The 20,557-nt window shown below is 44.2% G+C and carries 18 protein-coding genes; 12 read left to right on the top strand and 6 right to left on the bottom strand.

Annotation, left to right across the window (positions count from 1 at the left end):
• Nucleotides 1-61: 61 nt before the first annotated feature.
• Together AC5ZC7_RS10790 and AC5ZC7_RS10785 are read right to left on the bottom strand one after the other, a co-directional pair.
• Nucleotides 62-1,072 carry a FecR domain-containing protein gene (locus AC5ZC7_RS10790; protein ID WP_496159287.1) on the bottom strand — a complete coding sequence of 337 codons (1,011 nt, stop codon included), beginning with the start codon at nt 1,070-1,072 and terminating at the stop codon, nt 62-64.
• Nucleotides 1,072-1,656, bottom strand: coding sequence for an RNA polymerase sigma-70 factor (locus AC5ZC7_RS10785; RefSeq protein WP_496159288.1), 585 nt, complete (start codon nt 1,654-1,656; stop codon nt 1,072-1,074). The genes AC5ZC7_RS10790 and AC5ZC7_RS10785 overlap by 1 nt, the downstream gene beginning before the upstream one ends.
• 588 nt (nt 1,657-2,244) lie before the next feature.
• Here AC5ZC7_RS10785 and AC5ZC7_RS10780 point away from each other — a divergent pair.
• From AC5ZC7_RS10780 to AC5ZC7_RS10740, 9 genes are all read left to right on the top strand, one after another.
• Nucleotides 2,245-3,066 carry a beta-1,6-N-acetylglucosaminyltransferase gene (locus AC5ZC7_RS10780; protein WP_511911496.1) on the top strand — a complete coding sequence of 274 codons (822 nt, stop codon included), beginning with the start codon at nt 2,245-2,247 and terminating at the stop codon, nt 3,064-3,066.
• On the top strand, nt 3,035-3,406 hold the full coding sequence (locus AC5ZC7_RS10775) for a WxcM-like domain-containing protein (protein WP_496159290.1): 372 nt from the start codon (nt 3,035-3,037) through the stop codon (nt 3,404-3,406). The genes AC5ZC7_RS10780 and AC5ZC7_RS10775 overlap by 32 nt, the downstream gene beginning before the upstream one ends.
• A 28-nt stretch (nt 3,407-3,434) precedes the next feature.
• On the top strand, nt 3,435-4,535 hold the full coding sequence (locus AC5ZC7_RS10770; protein ID WP_496159291.1) for a DegT/DnrJ/EryC1/StrS family aminotransferase: 1,101 nt from the start codon (nt 3,435-3,437) through the stop codon (nt 4,533-4,535).
• A gap of 189 nt (nt 4,536-4,724) precedes the next feature.
• Nucleotides 4,725-6,314 carry an ATP-binding cassette domain-containing protein gene (locus tag AC5ZC7_RS10765; protein ID WP_496159292.1) on the top strand — a complete coding sequence of 530 codons (1,590 nt, stop codon included), beginning with the start codon at nt 4,725-4,727 and terminating at the stop codon, nt 6,312-6,314.
• 4 nt (nt 6,315-6,318) lie between these two features.
• Complete coding sequence (locus AC5ZC7_RS10760; RefSeq protein ID WP_496159293.1) at nt 6,319-6,912, top strand: TetR family transcriptional regulator; 594 nt, start codon at nt 6,319-6,321, stop codon at nt 6,910-6,912.
• A 159-nt stretch (nt 6,913-7,071) separates the two neighbouring features.
• On the top strand, nt 7,072-8,175 hold the full coding sequence (locus AC5ZC7_RS10755; RefSeq protein WP_496159294.1) for a helix-turn-helix domain-containing protein: 1,104 nt from the start codon (nt 7,072-7,074) through the stop codon (nt 8,173-8,175).
• 169 nt (nt 8,176-8,344) lie between these two features.
• Entirely contained in the window at nt 8,345-11,650 is a 3,306-nt protein-coding gene (locus AC5ZC7_RS10750) for a SusC/RagA family TonB-linked outer membrane protein (protein ID WP_496159295.1), read from the top strand.
• Nucleotides 11,651-11,668: 18 nt separating this feature from the next.
• Nucleotides 11,669-13,258, top strand: coding sequence for a SusD/RagB family nutrient-binding outer membrane lipoprotein (locus AC5ZC7_RS10745; protein WP_496159296.1), 1,590 nt, complete (start codon nt 11,669-11,671; stop codon nt 13,256-13,258).
• A gap of 84 nt (nt 13,259-13,342) precedes the next feature.
• Nucleotides 13,343-13,864 (top strand): DUF6886 family protein, encoded by a 522-nt coding sequence (locus AC5ZC7_RS10740; protein ID WP_496159297.1) that lies wholly within the window; start codon nt 13,343-13,345, stop codon nt 13,862-13,864.
• An 84-nt stretch (nt 13,865-13,948) separates the two neighbouring features.
• Here AC5ZC7_RS10740 and AC5ZC7_RS10735 read toward each other — a convergent pair whose 3' ends face one another.
• Nucleotides 13,949-14,395, bottom strand: a complete 447-nt coding sequence (locus AC5ZC7_RS10735) for a hypothetical protein (RefSeq protein ID WP_496159298.1) — start codon at nt 14,393-14,395, stop codon at nt 13,949-13,951.
• A 60-nt stretch (nt 14,396-14,455) separates the two neighbouring features.
• The gene (locus AC5ZC7_RS10730; protein ID WP_496159299.1) at nt 14,456-15,877 is read right to left on the bottom strand and encodes an aminotransferase class I/II-fold pyridoxal phosphate-dependent enzyme; all 1,422 of its coding nucleotides are present in this window, start codon (nt 15,875-15,877) and stop codon (nt 14,456-14,458) included.
• An 89-nt stretch (nt 15,878-15,966) separates the two neighbouring features.
• On the opposite strand from AC5ZC7_RS10730, the gene AC5ZC7_RS10725 reads away from it, so the two are divergent.
• The 3 genes from AC5ZC7_RS10725 to AC5ZC7_RS10715 all read left to right on the top strand — a co-directional run bounded on the left by AC5ZC7_RS10725 (nt 15,967) and on the right by AC5ZC7_RS10715 (nt 18,577).
• On the top strand, nt 15,967-16,476 hold the full coding sequence (locus AC5ZC7_RS10725) for a GNAT family N-acetyltransferase (RefSeq protein WP_496159300.1): 510 nt from the start codon (nt 15,967-15,969) through the stop codon (nt 16,474-16,476).
• Between the two features lie 44 nt (nt 16,477-16,520).
• A complete protein-coding gene (locus AC5ZC7_RS10720) occupies nt 16,521-17,846 on the top strand; it encodes an alpha/beta fold hydrolase (RefSeq protein ID WP_496159301.1) in 1,326 nt (441 codons plus the stop codon).
• Between the two features lie 179 nt (nt 17,847-18,025).
• On the top strand, nt 18,026-18,577 hold the full coding sequence (locus tag AC5ZC7_RS10715; RefSeq protein WP_496159302.1) for a hypothetical protein: 552 nt from the start codon (nt 18,026-18,028) through the stop codon (nt 18,575-18,577).
• Between the two features lie 163 nt (nt 18,578-18,740).
• Here the strand turns inward: AC5ZC7_RS10715 and AC5ZC7_RS10710 are convergent, their stop codons facing one another.
• Both AC5ZC7_RS10710 and AC5ZC7_RS10705 read right to left on the bottom strand, forming a co-directional pair.
• Entirely contained in the window at nt 18,741-18,959 is a 219-nt protein-coding gene (locus tag AC5ZC7_RS10710) for a DUF1016 N-terminal domain-containing protein (RefSeq protein ID WP_511911495.1), read from the bottom strand.
• A 679-nt stretch (nt 18,960-19,638) separates the two neighbouring features.
• Nucleotides 19,639-20,397, bottom strand: coding sequence for a glycosyltransferase family 92 protein (locus AC5ZC7_RS10705; protein ID WP_496159303.1), 759 nt, complete (start codon nt 20,395-20,397; stop codon nt 19,639-19,641).
• Nucleotides 20,398-20,557: the final 160 nt, after the last annotated feature.

Below are 20,557 nucleotides of genomic sequence, written 5' to 3'. Positions count from 1 at the left end.
TGCCAGTCATTGCACGGTTCTGCCTAATAATTTCCTTCCTGTTCTGAAAGATAGAGAATAATTATTTTATTTCAATACGATGGTGTAAAGTATCCACGTTAAAATTAACATGATTGGGAGTTGTGGCGTTAATCAGCTCCAATAATGGGAAAATACTTGCCGGCTTTGGCATTAGTGGCACATTATAGTGAAGATGATTGAATTGTTGATTTGTAAAAACAACATGGTATCCATAACGCAACCCCAGCTGTTTCATTAAATCATCAAACGCAATATCGGTAAATGCTATTTGTCCTGATTTCCAGGCCAGGGCATTCCCTGCATTACCAGGAGTTACCTGTATAGTACCGGCGAGTGTATCATACACGGCCTGCTGTCCAGGCAGCAGGTATTGCATGGTGGCGGATTGATTGATTATCCCAACAGCTATTTTACCTTGTGTCAGCGTTGTGACCACCTGCTTTCCATAGGCATTGATATTGAATGAAGTTCCCAGCACCTGCACCACCTGGTTATTCACCTTAACAATAAAAGGTTGTTGTGTATTGGCAGCAATTTCGAAATAGGCTTCTCCACTCATTTCCACTATCCTTTCCTTACCGGTAAAAGCCGCAGGATAATGTAACCGTGCCCCCACATTCATCCATATTTTGCTGCCATCAGGCAATAAAACGGGTTCCGTATTGTTCTGTGGGGTTTCCAGGGTGATATAGTTAAGTTCGTTGCCCGGTGTATTTTTTTGTTGAAAAAACAACCAGGCAGCAGTCGCCATGGCAAGTGGTATAAAAATAATGGCCGCATAGCGGATTACTTTGCGCCACAGGGGAACCACTGGAGAAGCGGTATCCGGCAATGATAACCTGGCTTTGAGTTGCTTTAGGCCTTCAGCAGTATTTACGCCCTCCCATCCCTTCAATTCACCTGCCTGGCTACGAATAGCCACTATTTCTTTAAAAAGCTCCAGTTCTTCATCCGTCATTTGCCCGGCAGATACAGGTAGCCCGTTTTGCTCATTCAGCAAATGATGGATCTTCTCCCAATCTATCTCTGTATGATGTCTATGCTTCCCCATTATATAGTATTATGACAGTTGAAAAGAAAAAAAGAGTGACTCCCCAGGCAAGAAGTAGCTAAAATAAGAATGGAGGTAGTTTCCCGGTGCTGCCTCAGGAACAGGTAGGCTTTCCTGATATGCGTTTTTACCGTGTTGATAGAAATATTCATTTGTGCGGCTATTTCAAGGTACTTTAACCCATCTATAGCACTCATCGTAAAAACCTTCCGTCGTTGATCCGGTAATTCGCTGATGGCTTTTAAAAGTCTTACCCTGTTATGCTCATTTTCCATATTACCCGGCTGTAGTGCCTCCTCGCTATACAGCATTCTTTCAATTCCTGGTTGATGGCGTACCTTTACCTGTTCACTTTCAAGATAATTGAGACTCCTGTTTTTAATGGAAACATAGGCATAAGATTCAAAATTATCAGGTTGGCCCTGGTGTAAATATTTCTCCCAGTATTTCACAAAAAAATCCTGCACGATATCCTTTGCTGCGTCATTGTTTTTGACAATACTATAAGCAAACTGACACAATACTTCATAATACTTGTTAAATAAATACTCCAGCCGGATTTGATTAAGACTTGTATTGCTCATATTACCCCTGAATACTAAATGGCATTGGAATCTTTATATTTATTGTAATCCTTTCGCCGGTAAATATAAATGATATAAGGATATAACCACTACGACTTTAAATTATAGCCGGGTGTCCGGCACTCTCTTTCTGCCCTGCAATCCCGGATGCGCGTATTTATATTACATATATTTATCTATGTAAAAAGATGCCCTTTTTAGTTATATCAGTTTGAGTCTTTTAATCCTTATAATAATTCCGTTGGGCGCTCATTATATCTGTATTCCGATCCCTTTTAAATTCCCTGATCTGTTCCCGTTTTTCCGGGCTTTATAACGGAGGCAACAGATAGGTTGCCACACCGGATTATTATATTACCAGGGCACAATGATTTGAGTATTAGCATTATTACAACTATTTACTGCGGTATATTGTAAATTTAAATACTTATATTTAAGCCGGGTTATTGGCAGATGGGTACGGAAAATACTTTTGAGAACCAGGAAAGCAGCACCCATCATTTTTATACATTTAAATAACGTTGCCGGGAAAGTATGCGCATCGCCCACTTAATACTTACCTATACAGATCCCCATCAAACAGAACGGATGATCAAAAGATTATCCCACAACAATTTTGATTTCTATATCCATGTAGATAAAAAGTTTGATATCCAGCCACATTTATATTTGGGAGCATTGCCTAATGTATATTTTATACAAAACCGGCAAAAGGTTACCTGGGCTGCGTTCAGTACTGTGTTGACCACTTTCTCCTGTATCCGGGAGATTGCTGCTTCCGGGATCCGCTACGATTTCATCAATTTTCTGAGCGGGCAGGACTACCCCATTAAATCGGCTGCCTATATCAACGACTTCCTGGAAGCTCACAAAGGGAATGAATTTTTGAGCTACCGGGATTTTGAAAACGACTGGACAGAAGGATTGATCAGACTGGAGAATTATTACCTGACGGGATTTAACTTTAAGGGGAAATACCGGCTGGAAAGGCTGCTCAACAAACTACTTCCAAAAAGGAAGATCCCCTACGGACTGCATCCTTATGGAGGGTCTATGTTCTGGATGTTAAGCCCGGATGCCGCTTTGTACGTGGTCAACAAAGTTACGGGGGATAAAAAACTCCAGCGCTTCTTTTTCTTCAGTTGGGCAAGTGATGAAGTCGTTTTTCAAACAATATTGATGAACTCACCCTACCGGGATAAAATTATCAACAACAGTTATCGTTATATTGACTGGTCACGCGGCGGGGCAAGTCCAAAATTGCTCGATGCCGATGATGCGGCACGATTACTGCAATCCAATATGCTTTTTGCACGAAAATTCAATATGACGAATAGTCCAGAGATTCTTGATATCATTGATGAACATATACCGACTGATGGCAAAATTAATTCATATAAAAACATTTAAGGACGATAGAGGATCATTGACCGTATTGGATGATATGGTTCCGTTTGAAATTAAAAGGCTATTCTACATTTACGCCGTAGATAACTCTTCCAGGGGAGGCCACCGGCACCATACCACCGAACAGGCAGCTATCTGTATCCAGGGTTCCTGCCGAATCAGTAATCATAACAGTAAGGTTAAAGAGGAGTTTGTGCTGGACAGTCCCGATAAATGCCTGCTGTTAATGCCGGAAGACTGGCATGTAATGCATAGTTTTTCGCCCGACGCTATCCTGCTGGTACTGGCATCCACCTCTTTTGATCCAAAAGACTATATTTACGAGCCATACGACGCTACCTGAACCGTAGGCTACTCCAAAGAATATTACTATGAATCATATGATTCCATACGAAAATCTAAATAAACTCAATCATCCCTTTGAAGCGCAATTCAAGCAGCAGCTCTCACATTTCCTGGATAAAGGCTGGTATATATTGGGCGAAGAAGTAGCCAGCTTTGAAAAGGAATTTGCCAACTATCATGGAGAAGAATACGTAGTAGGGGTCGCCAACGGACTCGATGCCCTGATCCTTTCTTTACAGTGCTGTGGCTTCGAAAAAGGCAGCGAAGTAATTGTACCTTCCAATACTTACATTGCCACCATTCTCTCTATTATTCATTGCGGACTGGTACCAGTATTGGCAGAACCAGTTATGCGTACCTATAATATAGACCCTGCTGCTATTACACCATTGATTACATCCAAAACGGTGGCGATCATCGTCGTACATTTATATGGACAATGCTGCGAGATGGAGCCGGTGATGGATATAGCCAGGCAACATGGTCTCAAAATAATTGAAGACTGTGCCCAGGCACATGGAGCCCGTTATAAACAACAACTGGCCGGCACTTTCGGCGACTTTAGTGCTTTTAGTTTCTATCCCACCAAAAACCTCGGTGCACTGGGCGATGCCGGGGCCATTATTTGTAAAACCAGGGAGGACTATCTTAAACTCAGGCAACTCAGGAATTATGGTTCCGAAAAAAAGTATCATAACGGGATTGTTGGATATAACTCCCGCCTGGATGAGCTGCAGGCAGCCTTCCTGAGAATTAAACTGCCCGCACTCGATCGTATCAATGCACACAAAAGAAAGCTGGCAGCCATCTATGACGCGGGTTTAAATGATCAGTTTGTAAAACCGGTCATCCACACCGACTACTTTCACGTTTTTCATATCTACAACGTACTACACACCAAAAGGGATGAACTAAAACAATACCTGGCTGAGCATCATATTACCACCGATATTCATTACCCGGTAGCACCACATGATCAGCAAGCGTTAAAAGGATACCTGCATCATTACCATTATCCCATTTCAACCCTGATCCACCAACAAACCTTAAGTCTCCCCTGCTCTGTTATTCATACCGAAGCTGACATTCAACGAGTAGTCGCTATCATGAATCAATTCCCCGGATAAACCAATGTGCGACTACCTATATATATATTTTATTAAAAATAAAATATATAAGTAAATGAAAATGCGCATGGACAAGCGTTTTTCATCAGCCATTTTTTTATTTTAACATTTTTGTCTAACAAAAATGAATATTTAATCCCATATTTGCCGTCCTGGCATGAAGTATTAATATTTAAAATCTAAAACGCTGTGGGCTTAATCATAAAATCATTGAATTATGTTCATCCAGACAATGAGGAGCTATTCTATGACCTGAACTTTATTTTAAACGATGGTGAAAAAGCAGCATTAGTAGGAGTAAATGGCGCAGGTAAATCAACCCTGCTTCGCATCGCCTCCGGAAAACTTGCATTAACATCGGGAGAAATTATCCATTCGGAAACACCTTGGTATGTACCACAACATTTGGGAGAGTTTGACACCTGGTCTGTTGCCCGGGCATTGGAAGCAGATAAGAAATTGAATGCACTCCATGCTATTTTAGATGGAGATACGGATGCACAGCATTTTACGCAGCTGGATGAAGACTGGGATATTGAAAATAAAGTTAGAAGGTCCCTTGAAAAATGGGGACTTGGCAACATCGATGAAAACCGGCTATTGGGCAGCCTTAGCGGTGGCCAGAAGACCAAAGTTTTCCTGTCTGCCATGGATATGAATAGTCCGAATCTTATTTTGTTAGATGAACCCTCCAATCACCTGGACATTAAAACCAGGATGAAACTTTACACCCTGATCCTTCAAAGCAAATCGACCATGCTGATCGTAAGCCACGACAGGACACTATTGAATCTCATGAACAAAACGCTAGAGCTGAATGAAAAGGGTATTGAAGTATTTGGTGGAAATTTTGAATTTTATCAGCAGAAAAAAATGGAAAAAGTAAATGCCCTGCGCGCCCGGCTGAACGAACAATCCAAAGCATTGAAAGCGTCCGGTAAAAAAGCCAACGATATGGCCAGCCAAAGGGTGCAACAGGAGGCCAAAGGCAGGTCGGCAGGGTTGAGCAATTCAATACCCCGCATTATTGCCGGCGGTTTAAAAAACAAAGCGGAGCGCAGCACAGCGAGAATGATAAATGCACATGAAGAAAAAATCGCCCTGTTGCTACGCAATATCGAAGCCACCAAAGCACAAATCCAGGAATATGAAATTCTTAAAATCGATATCCCGTCGCCGCCGGTACATCCCGGGCAATTGCTGATTGATCTTGCAGATATTAACTTTAAGTATAGTGATCAACTTTTATGGAATAATCTCAGCTTCCAGGTTAAATCCGGCGAGCGGGTACAGATCGAAGGCGAGAATGGAAGCGGGAAAACCACTTTGTTGAAAATTATTACACGAACGCTGACACCTTTTAAAGGCAGCTACAACAGCTCCCCGTTCTCTTATTTTTACCTGGACCAGGACTACTCGATGATAGATCCGAAACTAAGTGTTTATGAACAAATACAAGCCCACAATAAACGCAGGTTAGACGAAGATGAATTAAAAGAATTATTAGTTTACGCCCAGTTCCCCCCCACTGCTTTTGATAAAAAATGTGCCCGTTTAAGCGGTGGAGAGAGAATGAAATTATCGCTGACTTGTTTGTTGGTAAGCAATCAGGCGCCGGATTTACTCATCCTTGATGAACCGACCAATAATCTTGACATCCAGAGTTTGGAAGTGCTCACTTTGGCAGTAAAAAATTTCGAAGGCACACTTTTAGTAATTTCGCACGACGATTATTTTATCAGGGAAATTGGAATTCACTATAGCATCAGTTTAACTTAAAAATATGCCATTAAAAAATACGGGGACTGAGCAGCATATAAAAGACACTGCTAAACGTTTGCTTTTCGCAGAAGGAAAACTTCATGCCACCACGCAGGAAATAGCCGATGCTGCTGGCGTTAATCGAACCGCACTACATTACTATTTCCGGTCGAGGGATCTGCTGATTGCTGCCATATTCCAGGATGCTATGCAGGATTTGAGTCAACGCCTCAACGAATGCATGACGGCTAACCAACCTTTTAAAGCCAAGACGGAAAATATTATTGTCGTTTTTCTCCGGCATATGACTGCATTTCCTTACCAGGAAACATTTTTAGTGACGGAGATCAACACTTTAGGCAAGCAACTGATCACCAACATTCAATCAAACCCTGTAAAGTCTTATTTAAAGGAAGCTGCGGACGAAATGGAGAAAGGAACTATTGAGAAAATGAATCCAGTTCATTTTCTGATGAACTTATTTTCTCTTTTATCCTATCCATTAATCATGGCTCCCCTTTACAAAAAATTATTCCAGGCATCTGAGAAAGATTTCAAAGCGTTGATAAACGAGCGCGGAAAAATTATTATTAGTATGCTATTTAAAACCCCATGATCTACGCTAATATAAAGGTAAGAAGCAGCTCCGATTGAATCCCCGTCTTTTCCGCCGGTAGTTATAGTAGACCAGGTTGACGATAAAATCGCTAAAAATATCCTCTTAACATCCTGCTAACATTGGCCTCCTAAATTAGTGCTATTAACCACCATGGATATGATGAGCATTATACTATTGTCGGGCATCAACCTGTTAACCTGTGTCGCCATTTATTTGTTTAATCTATTACGGCCGAAAGACCGTTTTGAGAAAGCACTGAATGCGTTTCTCACTATGCTGCTGTTTCACCTGGGTATTAAATTATCTCTACTGGTGGTATGGAAGAGTGCTTTCTTATATAATAACAGCCCCAGTGGTTTTGGCTTTGCCTATGGGCCATTATTATACCTGACCACCTTGTTTTACCTGGAACGGAAGGTGAGTTTCCGTATGATGCTGTTACATATGGCGCCGCTTTGTTTTGGGGTGTCAGTATTCCTGGTTAACAGTGTGGAGTACCTGGAGGGAGCGATCTCCCCGCAATTCATGCACCTATACGCCAACATCTATGAAGTAGGTGCTTTCGCCTCCCTGCTCATTTACCCGGTGCTGGCCTGGCGGTTATTGCAAACAGGTAGTAAAGCGCCTGCTGATCCTAAACGCAGACTGCTGGCAACGATCATACGCACAATACTGACAGGTGTATCGATGGCATTAGCGGGTATGGTAATTTATGGCATCCGCACCGGGCGGTGGGATCTCAATGTTTGGATACTGCCCTACCTCTGCTTTGCATGGCTGGTCGTGATGATACTTCGTTATAAGATAGAATCAGTATCGGTACTGCCGCCAGTAGCAAGTATGGTCCCGGAGCCTGCGCCCTTGCAGCAGTATAAGAAATCAGGACTGGATGAAGAGATGATAACCGGCTATGAACATACCCTTGCGCAATTCATGCAACAAAGCAAGATATACCTTGATCCGGAACTATCGCTGGAGGAGCTGTCCCAGCGTGTACAGATACCCAAACACCATATTACACAGTTGTTAAATGAGCGCCTGAACAAGAACTTCTACACTTTTGTCAATGAGTACCGGATTGGGGTGGCCATAGATAAACTGAAAGACCCTTCATTTGATATCAACCTCTCCTCCCTTGCTTATGATTGTGGCTTTAATTCGAAATCATCTTTCAACAGTTATTTCAAGAAAATTACCGGGGCTACCCCATCTGTTTACCGGAAAAATATCCAGCAAAACATTCCGGTAACAATTCAGTAAGAATTACGTAACATTAGCAATACCAGCCATGGTAGCCAATATACATGTATTTCCCACATGGTTCGTACACTTTTCTGACCTGCCCGTCTGGCGTTGTCGTACTAGTTGAGTAGCCTTTCCATTTTTGCGTTGGTACCTATTTATTACCAAAACCAAAAATGAAAAGAAAATGAGATTATTTACGCTACTCAGTACATTTCTCTCCCTCTGGCTGGCCCTTTTGCTTACTACAGGCAATGCCATCGCACAGGAAAGGGTGATCAAAGGGAAGGTGACTGCGACAGATGGCGCCGGCATCCCGGGCGCCAGTGTACGGGAGAAAGGTAAGCCAGGTGGCGCCTTCACCAATTCCATGGGCGAATTTACCATCAAATCCAGTGGCCCCGATGCGATCCTGGTCTTTTCTTATGTAGGCTATTCATCACAGGAAGTGGCTACTGCTTCCAACAGTAATTTCAATATTGTTTTACAGGAAGACCGCAAACGCCTCGACGAGGTGGTGGTAACAGCAATGGGTATACGTAAAGAGGCGAAACGTCTTGGTTATGCTGTACAGGAAGTGAAAGGCGCCGACCTCGTAAAGGCCCGTGATGCCAATCCCATCAACTCACTCGCCGGTAAAGTAGCGGGCCTCTCCGTAGGCGCCAACCCTGAAATGCTGGGTCGCCCAGACCTCGTGCTGCGTGGTAGTAAGGACCTGCTCTTTGTAGTGGATGGTGTTCCTGTCAATTCTGATACCTGGAATATCAACGCGGATGATATTGAGTCCTATTCTATATTGAAAGGAGCTAACGCAGCTGCCCTCTATGGTTTCAGGGGTATAAACGGCGCCATCGTGATCACCACAAAACGCGGCACTAAATCATCGAATGGATGGCAGGTAGACGTAAACAGCAGTACCATGTTTGAAAAAGGATTCCTTGCCCTCCCCGAAATCCAGACAGAATATGGCCGTGGTACCAATTTCAAATATTCCTACGGTGATCAACTCTATGATAACAGCCAGCGTCTTCCCGAATGGGGCCCCCGCTTCGAAGGCCAACTTGTAAAGCAATACGACAGCCCCTGGGACCCTACCACCCGCATCAGAACTGCCACCCCCTGGACCGCCCGTGGCAAAGACAATTTCCAGCACTTCATGGAAACAGGGGTAATCAATACCAACAATATCTCCCTGGCAACCACTACTGATCGTTCAGATATCCGGATATCCGTATCCAATATGAACCAGAAAGGAATGAACCCCAACACCAAGCTGCATACCTATGCACTGTCGCTCAACGCAGGTTACAAAATCACTGATAAACTGAAGATAGAAGCCAGCGCCAATATCAATAAACAATATTCTCCCAACATCCCTGATGTGAACTACGGTCCTAATTCCTATATCTATATGTTCCAGGTGTATGGTTCCGCAGATTATAATATCGACGACCTGAAAGATATCTATAAAGGACCACAGGGCGTACCGAACCTGGTTCCCTATGCGCAGGAGTATGGCCGTGAAAACAGTGCCTGGTTCATTGCCAAAAAATGGCTCCGCTCCCACGATAAAACCGATATTAATGGTTATATCAAAGCGAGCTATAAATTCAATGATGCGTTCGACCTGAACCTACGTACCCAGATCACTACCTGGAACCAGGTAAGGACGGAACAGGTGCCGGCAGGAACTAACCTCAACACCTATACGCCATGGTATTATTTTGGCTGGTATGGTGATTACCGCGAAGATCGCAGAAACCTCTTTGAAAACAATACTGACCTGGTTTTGAATTATAACAAAAAGGTTAGTAAGTTCAATATCTCCGGACTGGCTGGTACCAGCATGCGCTCTTTCAGCTATAACTCCCTGTGGGGTACCACCAAAGCGATGGCCCTCCCTAACGTGTATGCACTCACGAACTCCAAAGAAGCTTTCTCCTCTTTCACCTGGGGTTCCAAAATGCAGGTGTATAGCGGTTTTTATTCTGTCGACTTCACATACGATAAGTTCCTGACATTATCCCACACCGGCCGCGTTGATCACTTGTCTACCCTGGCCGATGGCTACAATACTTTCTATTATCCGTCAGTATCACTAAGCTCTGTGATCAGTGACTACGCCAATCTGCCGAAATTTATCTCGTTATTGAAAGTACGTGGCTCTTATGCTAACGTGAAAGGAGCCCTTACATCTCCTACCCTGCCTTCCGCCTATACACAGGTGACAGGCAAGAGCACCAACAGCCTGTTGGGTTATGGTACCGATCTATATACTTCGTATGATGGCCCTACTTACGCTAACCAAATGGCTTACAGCTATAACAGCTATTACAACAACACGCCTTCTGTAGATTTCTCCAGCGTGATAGCGAATGCTACCCTGAAGCCATTCAGCGTAACTTCCTACGAAGCGGGCGCCGACTTACGTCTGTTCAATAACAGGCTGGGAGTAGACTTCACCTATTTCACCAGCCTGAACGGCCCGCAGATCTTCCCACTGGGCGTAGCACCTTCTTCCAGTTACGAAAAGCATAACGTAAATGCCATCACTACCCGTAAAAAAGGTTATGAGATCACGCTCACTGCTTCACCACTGAAGAACCCTGGTGGATTGAACTGGGACCTGGGTATCAACTATGCAACCTACAAGGAAACACTGGACAAGATTTATGGCGATGAACAGGGTGTTACACTCAATAACCATACTTACCGCAAAGGAGAAAGGATGGATGCCATCTATGCACCAGGTTTCGTACGCGACCAGGGAGGTAATATCATCTACAGCGGCGGCCTTCCGCTGCGGGCGCCTTCCGATATCGGTAACAACGTGTTCCTCGGACATGCTAACCCCGACTTCACTTTCGGTTTTACTAACCGCTTCTCGTATAAGAATTTTACGTTCAGCTTCCAGGTAGATGGTCGCATCGGCGGTAAGATCTATGACGAAGTATACCACGATGGCATGAACGGCGGTACCGCGCTCGCCAGCGCCAGCGGCGACTTTGGCGTTGCCCGTTTGGCCGACTGGCAATCCACCAACGGTGGCACACAAGCGCCTACCGGTCATTATGTTGCAGACGGTATGAAGATTGTTTCCGGTACGCCTGTTTATAAAGATGGCCAGATCACCAACTTCAAAGACCTGACTTTCGCGAAGAACGACGTGGCCACCACTGTACAAAACTTCGTTTCCTCCGGTATCGGTGGTGTCAACGAAAATTGGATGGTAGACCGCTCGTTTGCAAAACTCCGCGAAGTGACCATTGGTTACAGCCTGCCTGCCAGATTGCTGTCCGGCAACCGTTTCATCAGGTCAGCCACTTTCTCGCTTGTTGGTCGTAACCTCCTGTATTGGGCCAAACGTAAAGACATCGACCTCGACCAATTTGCTTCCGGTTATAATGACACAGACCGCTCCCTCAACAACGGTGGTGTCCTCCAGAGCATGACAGCCAGGAGATATGGCTTTAACATCAATGTCAGTTTCTAATTCTTATAAATCATCCATATGAAGATGTCATTCAAATATATCACGATCGTAATGCTGGCAATAGTATCGGCCATCAGCGGTTGTCAGAAAGGAGACCTGCTCTCCAATCCCAACGTAGCTGCTGAAAACTCCACAGTGCCGGTATCCCTGATACTGAACCACCTCACTGCCAACCTGATGCGGGAAGAAGAACCTGTCATCACTACCGTTTACCGTTATAATCAGAATATTGTTTCCAACTATTCTTATTATTTCGGCAGCAATGCGTATAACTGGTCCAATACCAACCATACGTATGATATGATCCGCTATTGCAACCAGCTGGAATCACAGGCTAAAAAGCAATACGGGAACACCTCCAATGTTTACTTTGCATTGAGCAAGTTCTTCAAAGCCTATGCATATATCTGGCTGTCGCAGCGCGTAGGCGACATCCCGATGTCGCAGGCCGGCGATGTCAATAACCTCACTCCAACGTACGACAAACAGCATGATGTATACAAGAATTGCCTCGCCATGCTCGACAGTGCCAACACCATGTTCGGCACCCTCATGAGTACTCCGGCCATTGCGTCCGGTAAAGTGGATGCAAACGGCGATATCTTCGGCCTTACCTACCTGCAATGGCGCAAAGTGATTAATACCTATCGCCTCCGTGTATTGATCAGCCTCAGCAAACGAGCAGATGATAATGCTGACCTGAATATCAAATCACAGTTTGCTGACATCCTGAACAATGCCGATAAATACCCTCTGATGACTTCCAGCGACGATAACATGGTATACCGTTATACCAGTGTTACGCTGTATCCGCCGAACCGCTCCGGTAATGCGCCTTATAACAACTGTGCCAATATCAGCCAGACCTTCTTTAACGTCACTGCTACGTATAAAGATCCCCGTGTATTTGCACTCACAGTACCAGCACCCGCGCAGCTGGCCGGTGGTAAACAGGTGGGCGACTTTACCGCATATGTAGGAGAAGATAATGGAAAATCGCAGGGCCTTATGTCCAGCTTCTCTGCAGATGGTAAATATTCTTCGTTGAGCTATAACCGTTATATGTCGTCGGCGTCAGGCGCAAATGCGGAACCTTATGTGGTACTTGGCTATCCTGAACTATGTTTCAATATCGCCGAAGCAGCTTACCGCGGCTGGGTATCAGCAGATGCGGCGGCCTGGTACCTGAAAGGTATAAATGCTTCTTTGAAATGGTATGGCCTGTCGCAGGGACAAAGCCTAACTGTTGGCAACGCAGATGGCACCAAACCCAACCAGGGCACTGCTGTAGTGGATATCAATACTTTCCTGGCAGATCCCAATGTAGCTTATAACCCTGCCAATGGCCTCACGCAAATATTGACGCAGAAATATGTAGCCTTCTTCATGAACTCCGGTTTTGAAGCATACTACAACTGGCGCAGAACAGGTATTCCTGTGTTCAGCCAGGGTGGCGCAGGTATCGGCACCGCCAATAATATGATCCCGTTGCGTTGGGAATACCCACAAGACGAGATCACTTACAATAACAACAACTACAAAGCAGCCATCAGCAACCAATACAACGGCAACGATGATGTGAATGCCAAAATGTGGTTGATTAAATAAATTTTCAATTTCCTGATTTACGGATTTCTTTCCGGACTTCCGGGTCAGATTCGTAAATCAGGAAATTTCCTCCTCATTTTTACTATGGAAAAACTTTACCATATCTCTGATGATCCTAAGATCAAGGTTTTTGAACCACGGCCGGCAATGGCCTACCAACATAGGATGCTGCCGGATGTAGTGTTTGCTATCTCAGGAAACCTGCTGCATAACTACCTCTTACCCCGTGATTGCCCACGCGTTACCTTCTATTGTGGCGCACAGACATCTGCAGCCGATCAGGCACATTTTTTTGGCAACAGCACCGCTACCTATGTAGTGGCCGTAGAATCTGCGTGGCTGAAACGTATTCAACAGGCAATCATCTATTGCTACGAATTTCCCGGAAATGATTTCGTGTTGTTTGATAAATGTGCCGGATATTATATTGCCCGGCAACCAGTCACCCCGTTGGGAGTAAGACCTATTTACAACGTGATGGACGAAATGCTAAAACGTAATGTAGAATTGCGCTTCATGCCTTCCATTACGGGATTGGCGAATGCGGTGAAACACGCTACGCTCAATTTCTCACTTATCAGGATGCAGTATGCGCGGAATGTTTGATTTTCGGGCTGGTAAACACAATATTACCCGCTGGTCCATTTTTCAGGACGGCCTGGTGGCAGCTGGTTAATTTGATAATCGAAACTACAACCGGGCCTTCGCATCGGCAAAAGCCTGCAGCAAAGTCATAAATTGTGCTGTGGAGAATCCCTTTCGGCCATCTACATGCAATTTACCCTTACCACCTTCTATAATATGCAGCCAATCGTATTCGTAAATGGGCCCTGTCGGCCATCTTGAACGATTACGTAATTCCGTGTATCTTCTTATCTCCAGTACGGTACCGGCTATATTAAAACGAGCCGTACGCCGGCGAAAAACTTTCACATAGTCCACCTCTAACTGATTTCCCCGGATGCGCAATGTGGTCACCAACCGGCTACCAAGGCCCCAAATGACTACACAGATCAGGGCAGGAACAGCAAATACAATACCTGCTTCTCCCATACTACATAAAACGGCAGGAATAAGAAGATAAATAGCGTTAGACAACAAATGATTACCCATTGTTTGGGTGCAGACAATCTCCATAGGCTCACTTTTCTATAAAGGGATATTGGCAAAGATAGTATAATCCGGGTAGCAAAAAGCTTAGAAGGTCCCGGCCAGTTTACCCAGCTTACGAATGGCCTGTTCAACCTGCCGGCCCCATTGCTTATTACAGCTAATACGGATATAATTTCTATACCCACCAGTACTGGAAAAAAGCGGCCCGGGTGCGATATTAATATGCTGTTCCAACGCCAACTTTTGCAGTTTCAGGGCATCTACCTGCTTGGGAAGTTCTACCCAAAGCACCATCCCCCCATCCGGCTGACTTATCTTTGTTCCTGAAGGAAAATATTGTTCGATATACTGACTCGTTAACAACACCTGTTTATGCAACAAAGGCCTCAGCTTCCGGAGGTGACGCTGATAAGTGCCCCTATTAAGCAGGTCGGCGAGCGATAGTTGCAGTACGGTGGCCGTAGACACATTAGTAGTTGCTTTCAGCTGTGATACTTGTTCGAGAAACCTGCCCGGAGCACACCAGCCAATTCGGTAACCACAAGCCACTGTTTTCGAAAACGAAGAGCACTGCATTACCCAACCGTGTTTATCGTAGGTTTTGATAGTAGCGGGCCTTGTTGGACCAAAATACAATTCTCCGTATACATCGTCTTCAATCACCGGAAGCTTACGCTTGGCAGCCATTTCAGCGATCCACTTTTTCTTTTCGTCGGATAACAGCACCCCATTGGGATTGTTGAAATTGGAGATAAACAGGCAGGCGGCAATATCAAAGGAATCGATGATTTCTTCCAATTGTCCAATATTGATGCCTTGTTCAGGATCACAGGACAACTCTATTACTTTTAGTTGCAGTTGCTCAAGGCATTGCAATATCCCGTAATAACAGGGAGATTCCACTACCACCGCATCTCCCGGCTGCGTCACCGCACGCAGGCAAAAGCCAAGAGCTTCAAGTGTTCCATTAGTCACCAGTATGTCGTTGGCCGACAAGCTGCCGTTCCAATAGAAAGAGAGCCTGGCGATTTGTTCCCGCAGTTGCTGGTTTCCCAAGGTAGATTCGTATTGCAGGTGAGCCCCGGTGAGGTCGCGAGATGCTTTCTGCAAGCTACGTCGCACGGCGTTAAAAGGGATCATGTGCGTTTCCAGCGACGCATTAAAGAAAGAAATGAAGCCCGGTGGATATGGACCCGCATCTACCGGCATCTTGCCGATAATACGGCTTACATTAATTTCCCGGATAGCCGGAGTGGCGGTAGTGGCCACGGGCTGTGCGGTATGCCCCATGGATTTGCGCAAGGCTGTATACCCCGATTTTTCCCGGGCTGCCAGCAAACCCTTGTCGATTAATAAACCATAGGCTTTCAGCGATGTACCCACGCTGACGCCAAAGCGTTCACTGATGACACGTAGCGAAGGCAGTTTCTCTCCCAGCGGATAAGTATCGTTGTTGATCATCGACTCTATCCGGTTTGCGATATCTATATATTGGAAGCCTTTCATCTGTTACACTAAAATATCCAAAATCTGTATCTGTTACAGTTCATGCAAAGTAGATATTTTTGGAGAGATAATTACATAAACAATTGAGCATGGAAATAATCAACAGCCAGGCAACAGACATCGATGCTATCTTTTGCCTCTATGACGAAGGTACCAAATACCAGGTGCAGCAAGGTGTAAAACTTTACTGGAAAGGATTTGACCGATCCTTGGTAGCGCAGGAAATCGCGGAACAACGGCAATGGAAACTGGTGGCCGACGGAAAAATTGTTGGTGTATTTGTTACTACCTTCAACGATCCTTTGATATGGGGTAGCAAGGACGAGGAGCCTTCCCTGTATCTTCACCGGATAGCTACACATCCGGAGTACAGAGGTCGTGGATTGGTGAAACAGATTGTTGCCTGGGCCATGCAATACGGCCGGGAAAATCAGCGGCATTATCTGCGCCTGGACACTGGCGCCGGCAATGATAAACTGAACAACTATTATGTAAGCTGTGGTTTTACTTATCTTGGTGTGGCAGCCATTACCGATCCGGCAGGGTTACCTGCTCATTACCGGGATGGAAAGTTTGCCATCTTCCAGCTTCCTCTTTAATATTTATCAGTCACGACTATATGAAAACAACATTTCTAACTCTTTTGACAACCGTACTTATTACCGGGCAAATTTTCCAGACCGCTACTGCCCAGGACTACGAGTACTTTTCCAACCACCGTAACGGCGCTTATGCACTCAGCGATGGCAGCAAGCTGGTGATCAGCCCTTCCTATGGGGACGACCTCCGCTATCGTCGCATGGACGGCACCTCCGGTCGCCTCTTTCTCCAGGCCGACAGCAGTTATCAGTCTGGTCCCGGATGGGCCAACGCTAAAAACCCGAATATATTTGCCCACTTTGGCGGCGGTACTCATGACTCGCTGGCTTTCCAACAAGACGGCCACACCCTTTCAGGAAAACGTATACACTTTCCCGTTATACCAATTCGTTTTAGTGGCAAAGATGCCAGCCTGTACGGAGAATTATTCCTACCGGTAAATAAAAAGCCCCTGGCCGTGGTGATACTTCATTACGGCTCAGGACAGGAGTCGGCCGTATACAATAATTACGTGCAATACCTGTTACCCCTGAACGATATCGCCGTATTTGTATATGACAAACCAGGTACCGGCAGATCTACCGGAAAGCAAACCGCCAACTTTGAACTGCTCGCCACGGATATGATAGCGGCGGTAAAAGCAGTAAGAGCACAACCTGCCATAAAGGGCGTTCCCCTTGGGCTAATGGGAGAAAGCCAGGGCGGATGGATTGTTCCGTTAACTGCCAGTCAAACACCCGTCGATTTTCTCATTGCCAGCTACAGCCTGCTGATTCCTCCCCGTGAAGAAAACCGGCAGCAAATACTACACGACCTTCAACTGGCAGGCTACAACAATGAAGCGATTGAACAAGCCATGCAGGTAGTAGCCGCCACCGACCAGGTGGTACGTGAGCAATTCAATGGCGGCCTGGCAAGGCTTGATTCACTCAAAGCGCGTTACAACCAGGCGCCCTGGTTTAAATCTTTAACCGGAGATTATACCGGCCCCATTCTCAATGCCAGCCGTGCTCAATTGGATACGCTCAAACAAATATTTCCATTAGATATTAACCTTGACTATGATCCCCTCCCAGCTTTCCGCAGCGTTCATATCCCTATGTTATGGGTGATTGCAGGTAAAGATACTGAAGCACCTAATGAAGCCACCATCGATGTCTTGAAAAAAGCTATCACCACCCGGAAAAACATCGACCTGGTCATCTTCCCCAATGCAGACCACGGCATTATTGAAATGGAAGACACGCCAGGAGGCCCGGAACCTTTGGCACGGCAGTCGCCCGGTTACTTTGATCTGTTACGCGACTGGGTAAAAATGCGGCAGGTGAAGAAGCCTTATGGCAACGGAGCGTACTTCGGACATAAATAGCGTAAGGATAAATTGATATCGTTTTATTTATTTTGATAACCATAAGAGAACATCTCATTTAATTTGAGACGTTCTCTTTTATTAAAATTAGATGCCCCTATCTTATTTTTATAAAAAGTGAGCGCGACAAACAAAGAAACGGTAAGTTGCATCGAACAATAAATGAAAAATGTGTAACTATGAAAGGGAAAGAACTCCTCCAGTTTTTAGGTTATAGTGTTGATCACCCGGACTTCAACGCCTTTTTAGCGGCACATCATATCGACCTGCAACGCTTGCCTGACCCACGGTTGCCGGAGAAGAAAGTTCGAAAGCAGCTGCATGCACGATTTTTGCAGGGCTTTGCCCTTTCATTTGACTTTGATAATCCCGCAAGCGCTGCAGCGCTCAGCAAATCAGACCCGGAAGGAAAGTCTATTTTTTCTCCGACAAATTACCGGATCAAAAATCCGGTAGGTAATGGTCCCCTTTATTTAACAAGGATAGATTTCTTTGCACCGGAAACCGGTGCTACCGATCCTATACAGTTGCCTTTCGGTCTTCAGTTGTTGAGCAATGGCCGCACCGTGGCTAAAAAACTAGGGACAGAAAACCCGCATGGACCGGCCAACAGCCAATACTATGAGGCAGATGAAAAGGATTTTTATTACGAACGTTACCACGTGTATGTATATTTTGACCGGGGCGACCGGGAAGAACGGTTACAGCAACTGACGGTTGTGCTTCGATAAAATTGACCAGGCTATTACTTCAGCGTCTTCTTACGTTCAATGCTTTCCTTCGCTTTAATGAAAAGATGATGTATTTTTTTCTACCTTGCCTATTAAATAATCCTGACTCAATCTGATGCACCAGAATGTTTCTGCTCCAACCATTTTCTACGGCCTTTTCGGCCTAAAAATTCCGCTCCGGTTGATTTTTTACTTTATCCAGAAGTGTACAAATATGAAACCATGGTAATTTTGCAGCAGGCTGCTGCAAAATTGAATTCATGTCTGTGGCCGGATCTTGGTCGCTCAAAATTGATAGCTCTGGCCATGCTCGTGCAAAGTTTCTCATATAGCGAAGATTCCTTGAAGAAAGACCCTTAAAGTCAGGAAATGCTATGCTCAAATCATTAGCTAATTGCTCGACTACTTTTGATCCCCATCCCTGATCCCGCTCTTGTTACGATATAGCATTACCTATCTCCCAATAAGTTGCCAATAGCTGCACATTGGCAGTGAGAACAGCTTTCAATTTACGCCAGCCACCGATATTACCTTAAAATAAAAGAGGACAAACCTAAGTTTGTCCTCTTTCGTGCACCGAAGTCTGATTTTATCGAAACCAGAAGGCTACCGATGTAAACCTTCTGGTATTAAAGACCTGCCATTATTTGTGATAACAAGCAAGTAAACATGAAATTAATGACAACTCATACTAACAGCTTCATACCCGCAACATTCGGAAGTAGTTGTGAATACTGCGCATTGTTCTATTGTAGAATAACTCGGGTAATAACATACGCATGCTGTCCCATGATGTTCAATACCTCCGAAAACCTTTTTAATCTGGTCTCTACTAAGTAAGTCTTCTGAATTTTGAAAGGATTCGCTTAATTTAAATTTCTTCATTTCATTAGAATTTAATCATACAAATTAGATGCTCTCGTTTTAAGCCCGTGACGCAGTAGCTGGCTCTATTGATTACAGCGAAATGGGCCCTATTATCGACTGAAATCATAAGAATTTTCAAGTTGTTATAATAAATTCACTAGAGAAATAAACTAAAAATGAGAGGTCTTGAGCGACTATAAATTAGGTTGCTTCCTCTCTCGATATATTCTTTTCAATTCATCACATTTAGCATTGAAAGTAAAATCTAAATTGGTGTTGTAAAATCTCTTCATCCATTCTAATTGCCAATCATTAACGTTATAATGATTAAAGCGTAATTCATCCATACCTACAACAATCGTTTTAGAATTAATAATAGGCAGATAATGAATATTCCAAAACCTAGACGTATTAAACGTAAATCCCTCTGTCTTAACAATATGTTTAGGTGCCCAGTGTCTTGTATCAATCCCTTCAATGCAGTCTAAAATCTCCGTCACCGGAAGCATTACATCTTCAAACCGATCTTTAAATTTTTTTTGCAATAATAAAAGGTCTTTATACCCCTCGTTATCATATTTATTGATAATCTCTTTTATGGACGCTTTACTATATAGAAACTCATCCATATCAATAAATGCAGTCCAATCTGTGTCATCTGTAAAATTAGTTAGATGATGCTCAATTGATTCATTCTGTCCGTAAATTATATTTCCTTCAACATCTTTAGGCGACCAAGGAACATAGACGACCTTCGTGCGGTATCTCTTCAGAATATCCGACAATATTGCCTGGACTTCAGAATCCGAAAAATGCGCTGTTAGATTGCCAAAATTTATATTATACTTATTTGTAGTTGGCGTACTACCATCTCTCCCTATGGAAAGAGAATTGTCATACAATATGATTTTATCAACGCCAATACTAATATGGTAATTGATCCATTCCTCCATAAATAGGATATTCTCACGTAAAACAAATATTGTATGAACAAAAAGCTTCATTCTATTCTATAGTTTCAATAAATCATGTAAAAGAATTTCAAAGAAAATCATTAAACATATGCTTCTGTAATGTATATCGTATCGATCTTATAAGTATAGCTTTACACTA

The organism is Chitinophaga sp. 9-1-y, from assembly GCF_059511905.2.
The sequence above is the reverse complement of the archived record's forward strand: the minus strand, read 5'-3'. Positions and strand labels throughout refer to the sequence as shown.

Bases quoted from the DNA above. Each gene is read 5' to 3' on its own strand.
- AC5ZC7_RS10705 (WP_496159303.1), bottom strand. From the start codon at position 20,397: ATGGAGGAATGGATCAATTACCATATTAGTATTGGCGTTGATAAAATC.
- AC5ZC7_RS10745 (WP_496159296.1), top strand. From the start codon at position 11,669: ATGAAGATGTCATTCAAATATATCACGATCGTAATGCTGGCAATAGTA.
- AC5ZC7_RS10735 (WP_496159298.1), bottom strand. From the start codon at position 14,395: ATGGAGATTGTCTGCACCCAAACAATGGGTAATCATTTGTTGTCTAAC.
- AC5ZC7_RS10730 (WP_496159299.1), bottom strand. From the start codon at position 15,877: ATGAAAGGCTTCCAATATATAGATATCGCAAACCGGATAGAGTCGATG.
- AC5ZC7_RS10725 (WP_496159300.1), top strand. From the start codon at position 15,967: ATGGAAATAATCAACAGCCAGGCAACAGACATCGATGCTATCTTTTGC.
- AC5ZC7_RS10770 (WP_496159291.1), top strand. From the start codon at position 3,435: ATGAATCATATGATTCCATACGAAAATCTAAATAAACTCAATCATCCC.
- AC5ZC7_RS10740 (WP_496159297.1), top strand. From the start codon at position 13,343: ATGGAAAAACTTTACCATATCTCTGATGATCCTAAGATCAAGGTTTTT.
- AC5ZC7_RS10715 (WP_496159302.1), top strand. From the start codon at position 18,026: ATGAAAGGGAAAGAACTCCTCCAGTTTTTAGGTTATAGTGTTGATCAC.
- AC5ZC7_RS10750 (WP_496159295.1), top strand. From the start codon at position 8,345: ATGAGATTATTTACGCTACTCAGTACATTTCTCTCCCTCTGGCTGGCC.
- AC5ZC7_RS10760 (WP_496159293.1), top strand. From the start codon at position 6,319: ATGCCATTAAAAAATACGGGGACTGAGCAGCATATAAAAGACACTGCT.
- AC5ZC7_RS10785 (WP_496159288.1), bottom strand. From the start codon at position 1,656: ATGAGCAATACAAGTCTTAATCAAATCCGGCTGGAGTATTTATTTAAC.
- AC5ZC7_RS10790 (WP_496159287.1), bottom strand. From the start codon at position 1,072: ATGGGGAAGCATAGACATCATACAGAGATAGATTGGGAGAAGATCCAT.
- AC5ZC7_RS10780 (WP_511911496.1), top strand. From the start codon at position 2,245: ATGATCAAAAGATTATCCCACAACAATTTTGATTTCTATATCCATGTA.
- AC5ZC7_RS10775 (WP_496159290.1), top strand. From the start codon at position 3,035: ATGGCAAAATTAATTCATATAAAAACATTTAAGGACGATAGAGGATCA.
- AC5ZC7_RS10755 (WP_496159294.1), top strand. From the start codon at position 7,072: ATGATGAGCATTATACTATTGTCGGGCATCAACCTGTTAACCTGTGTC.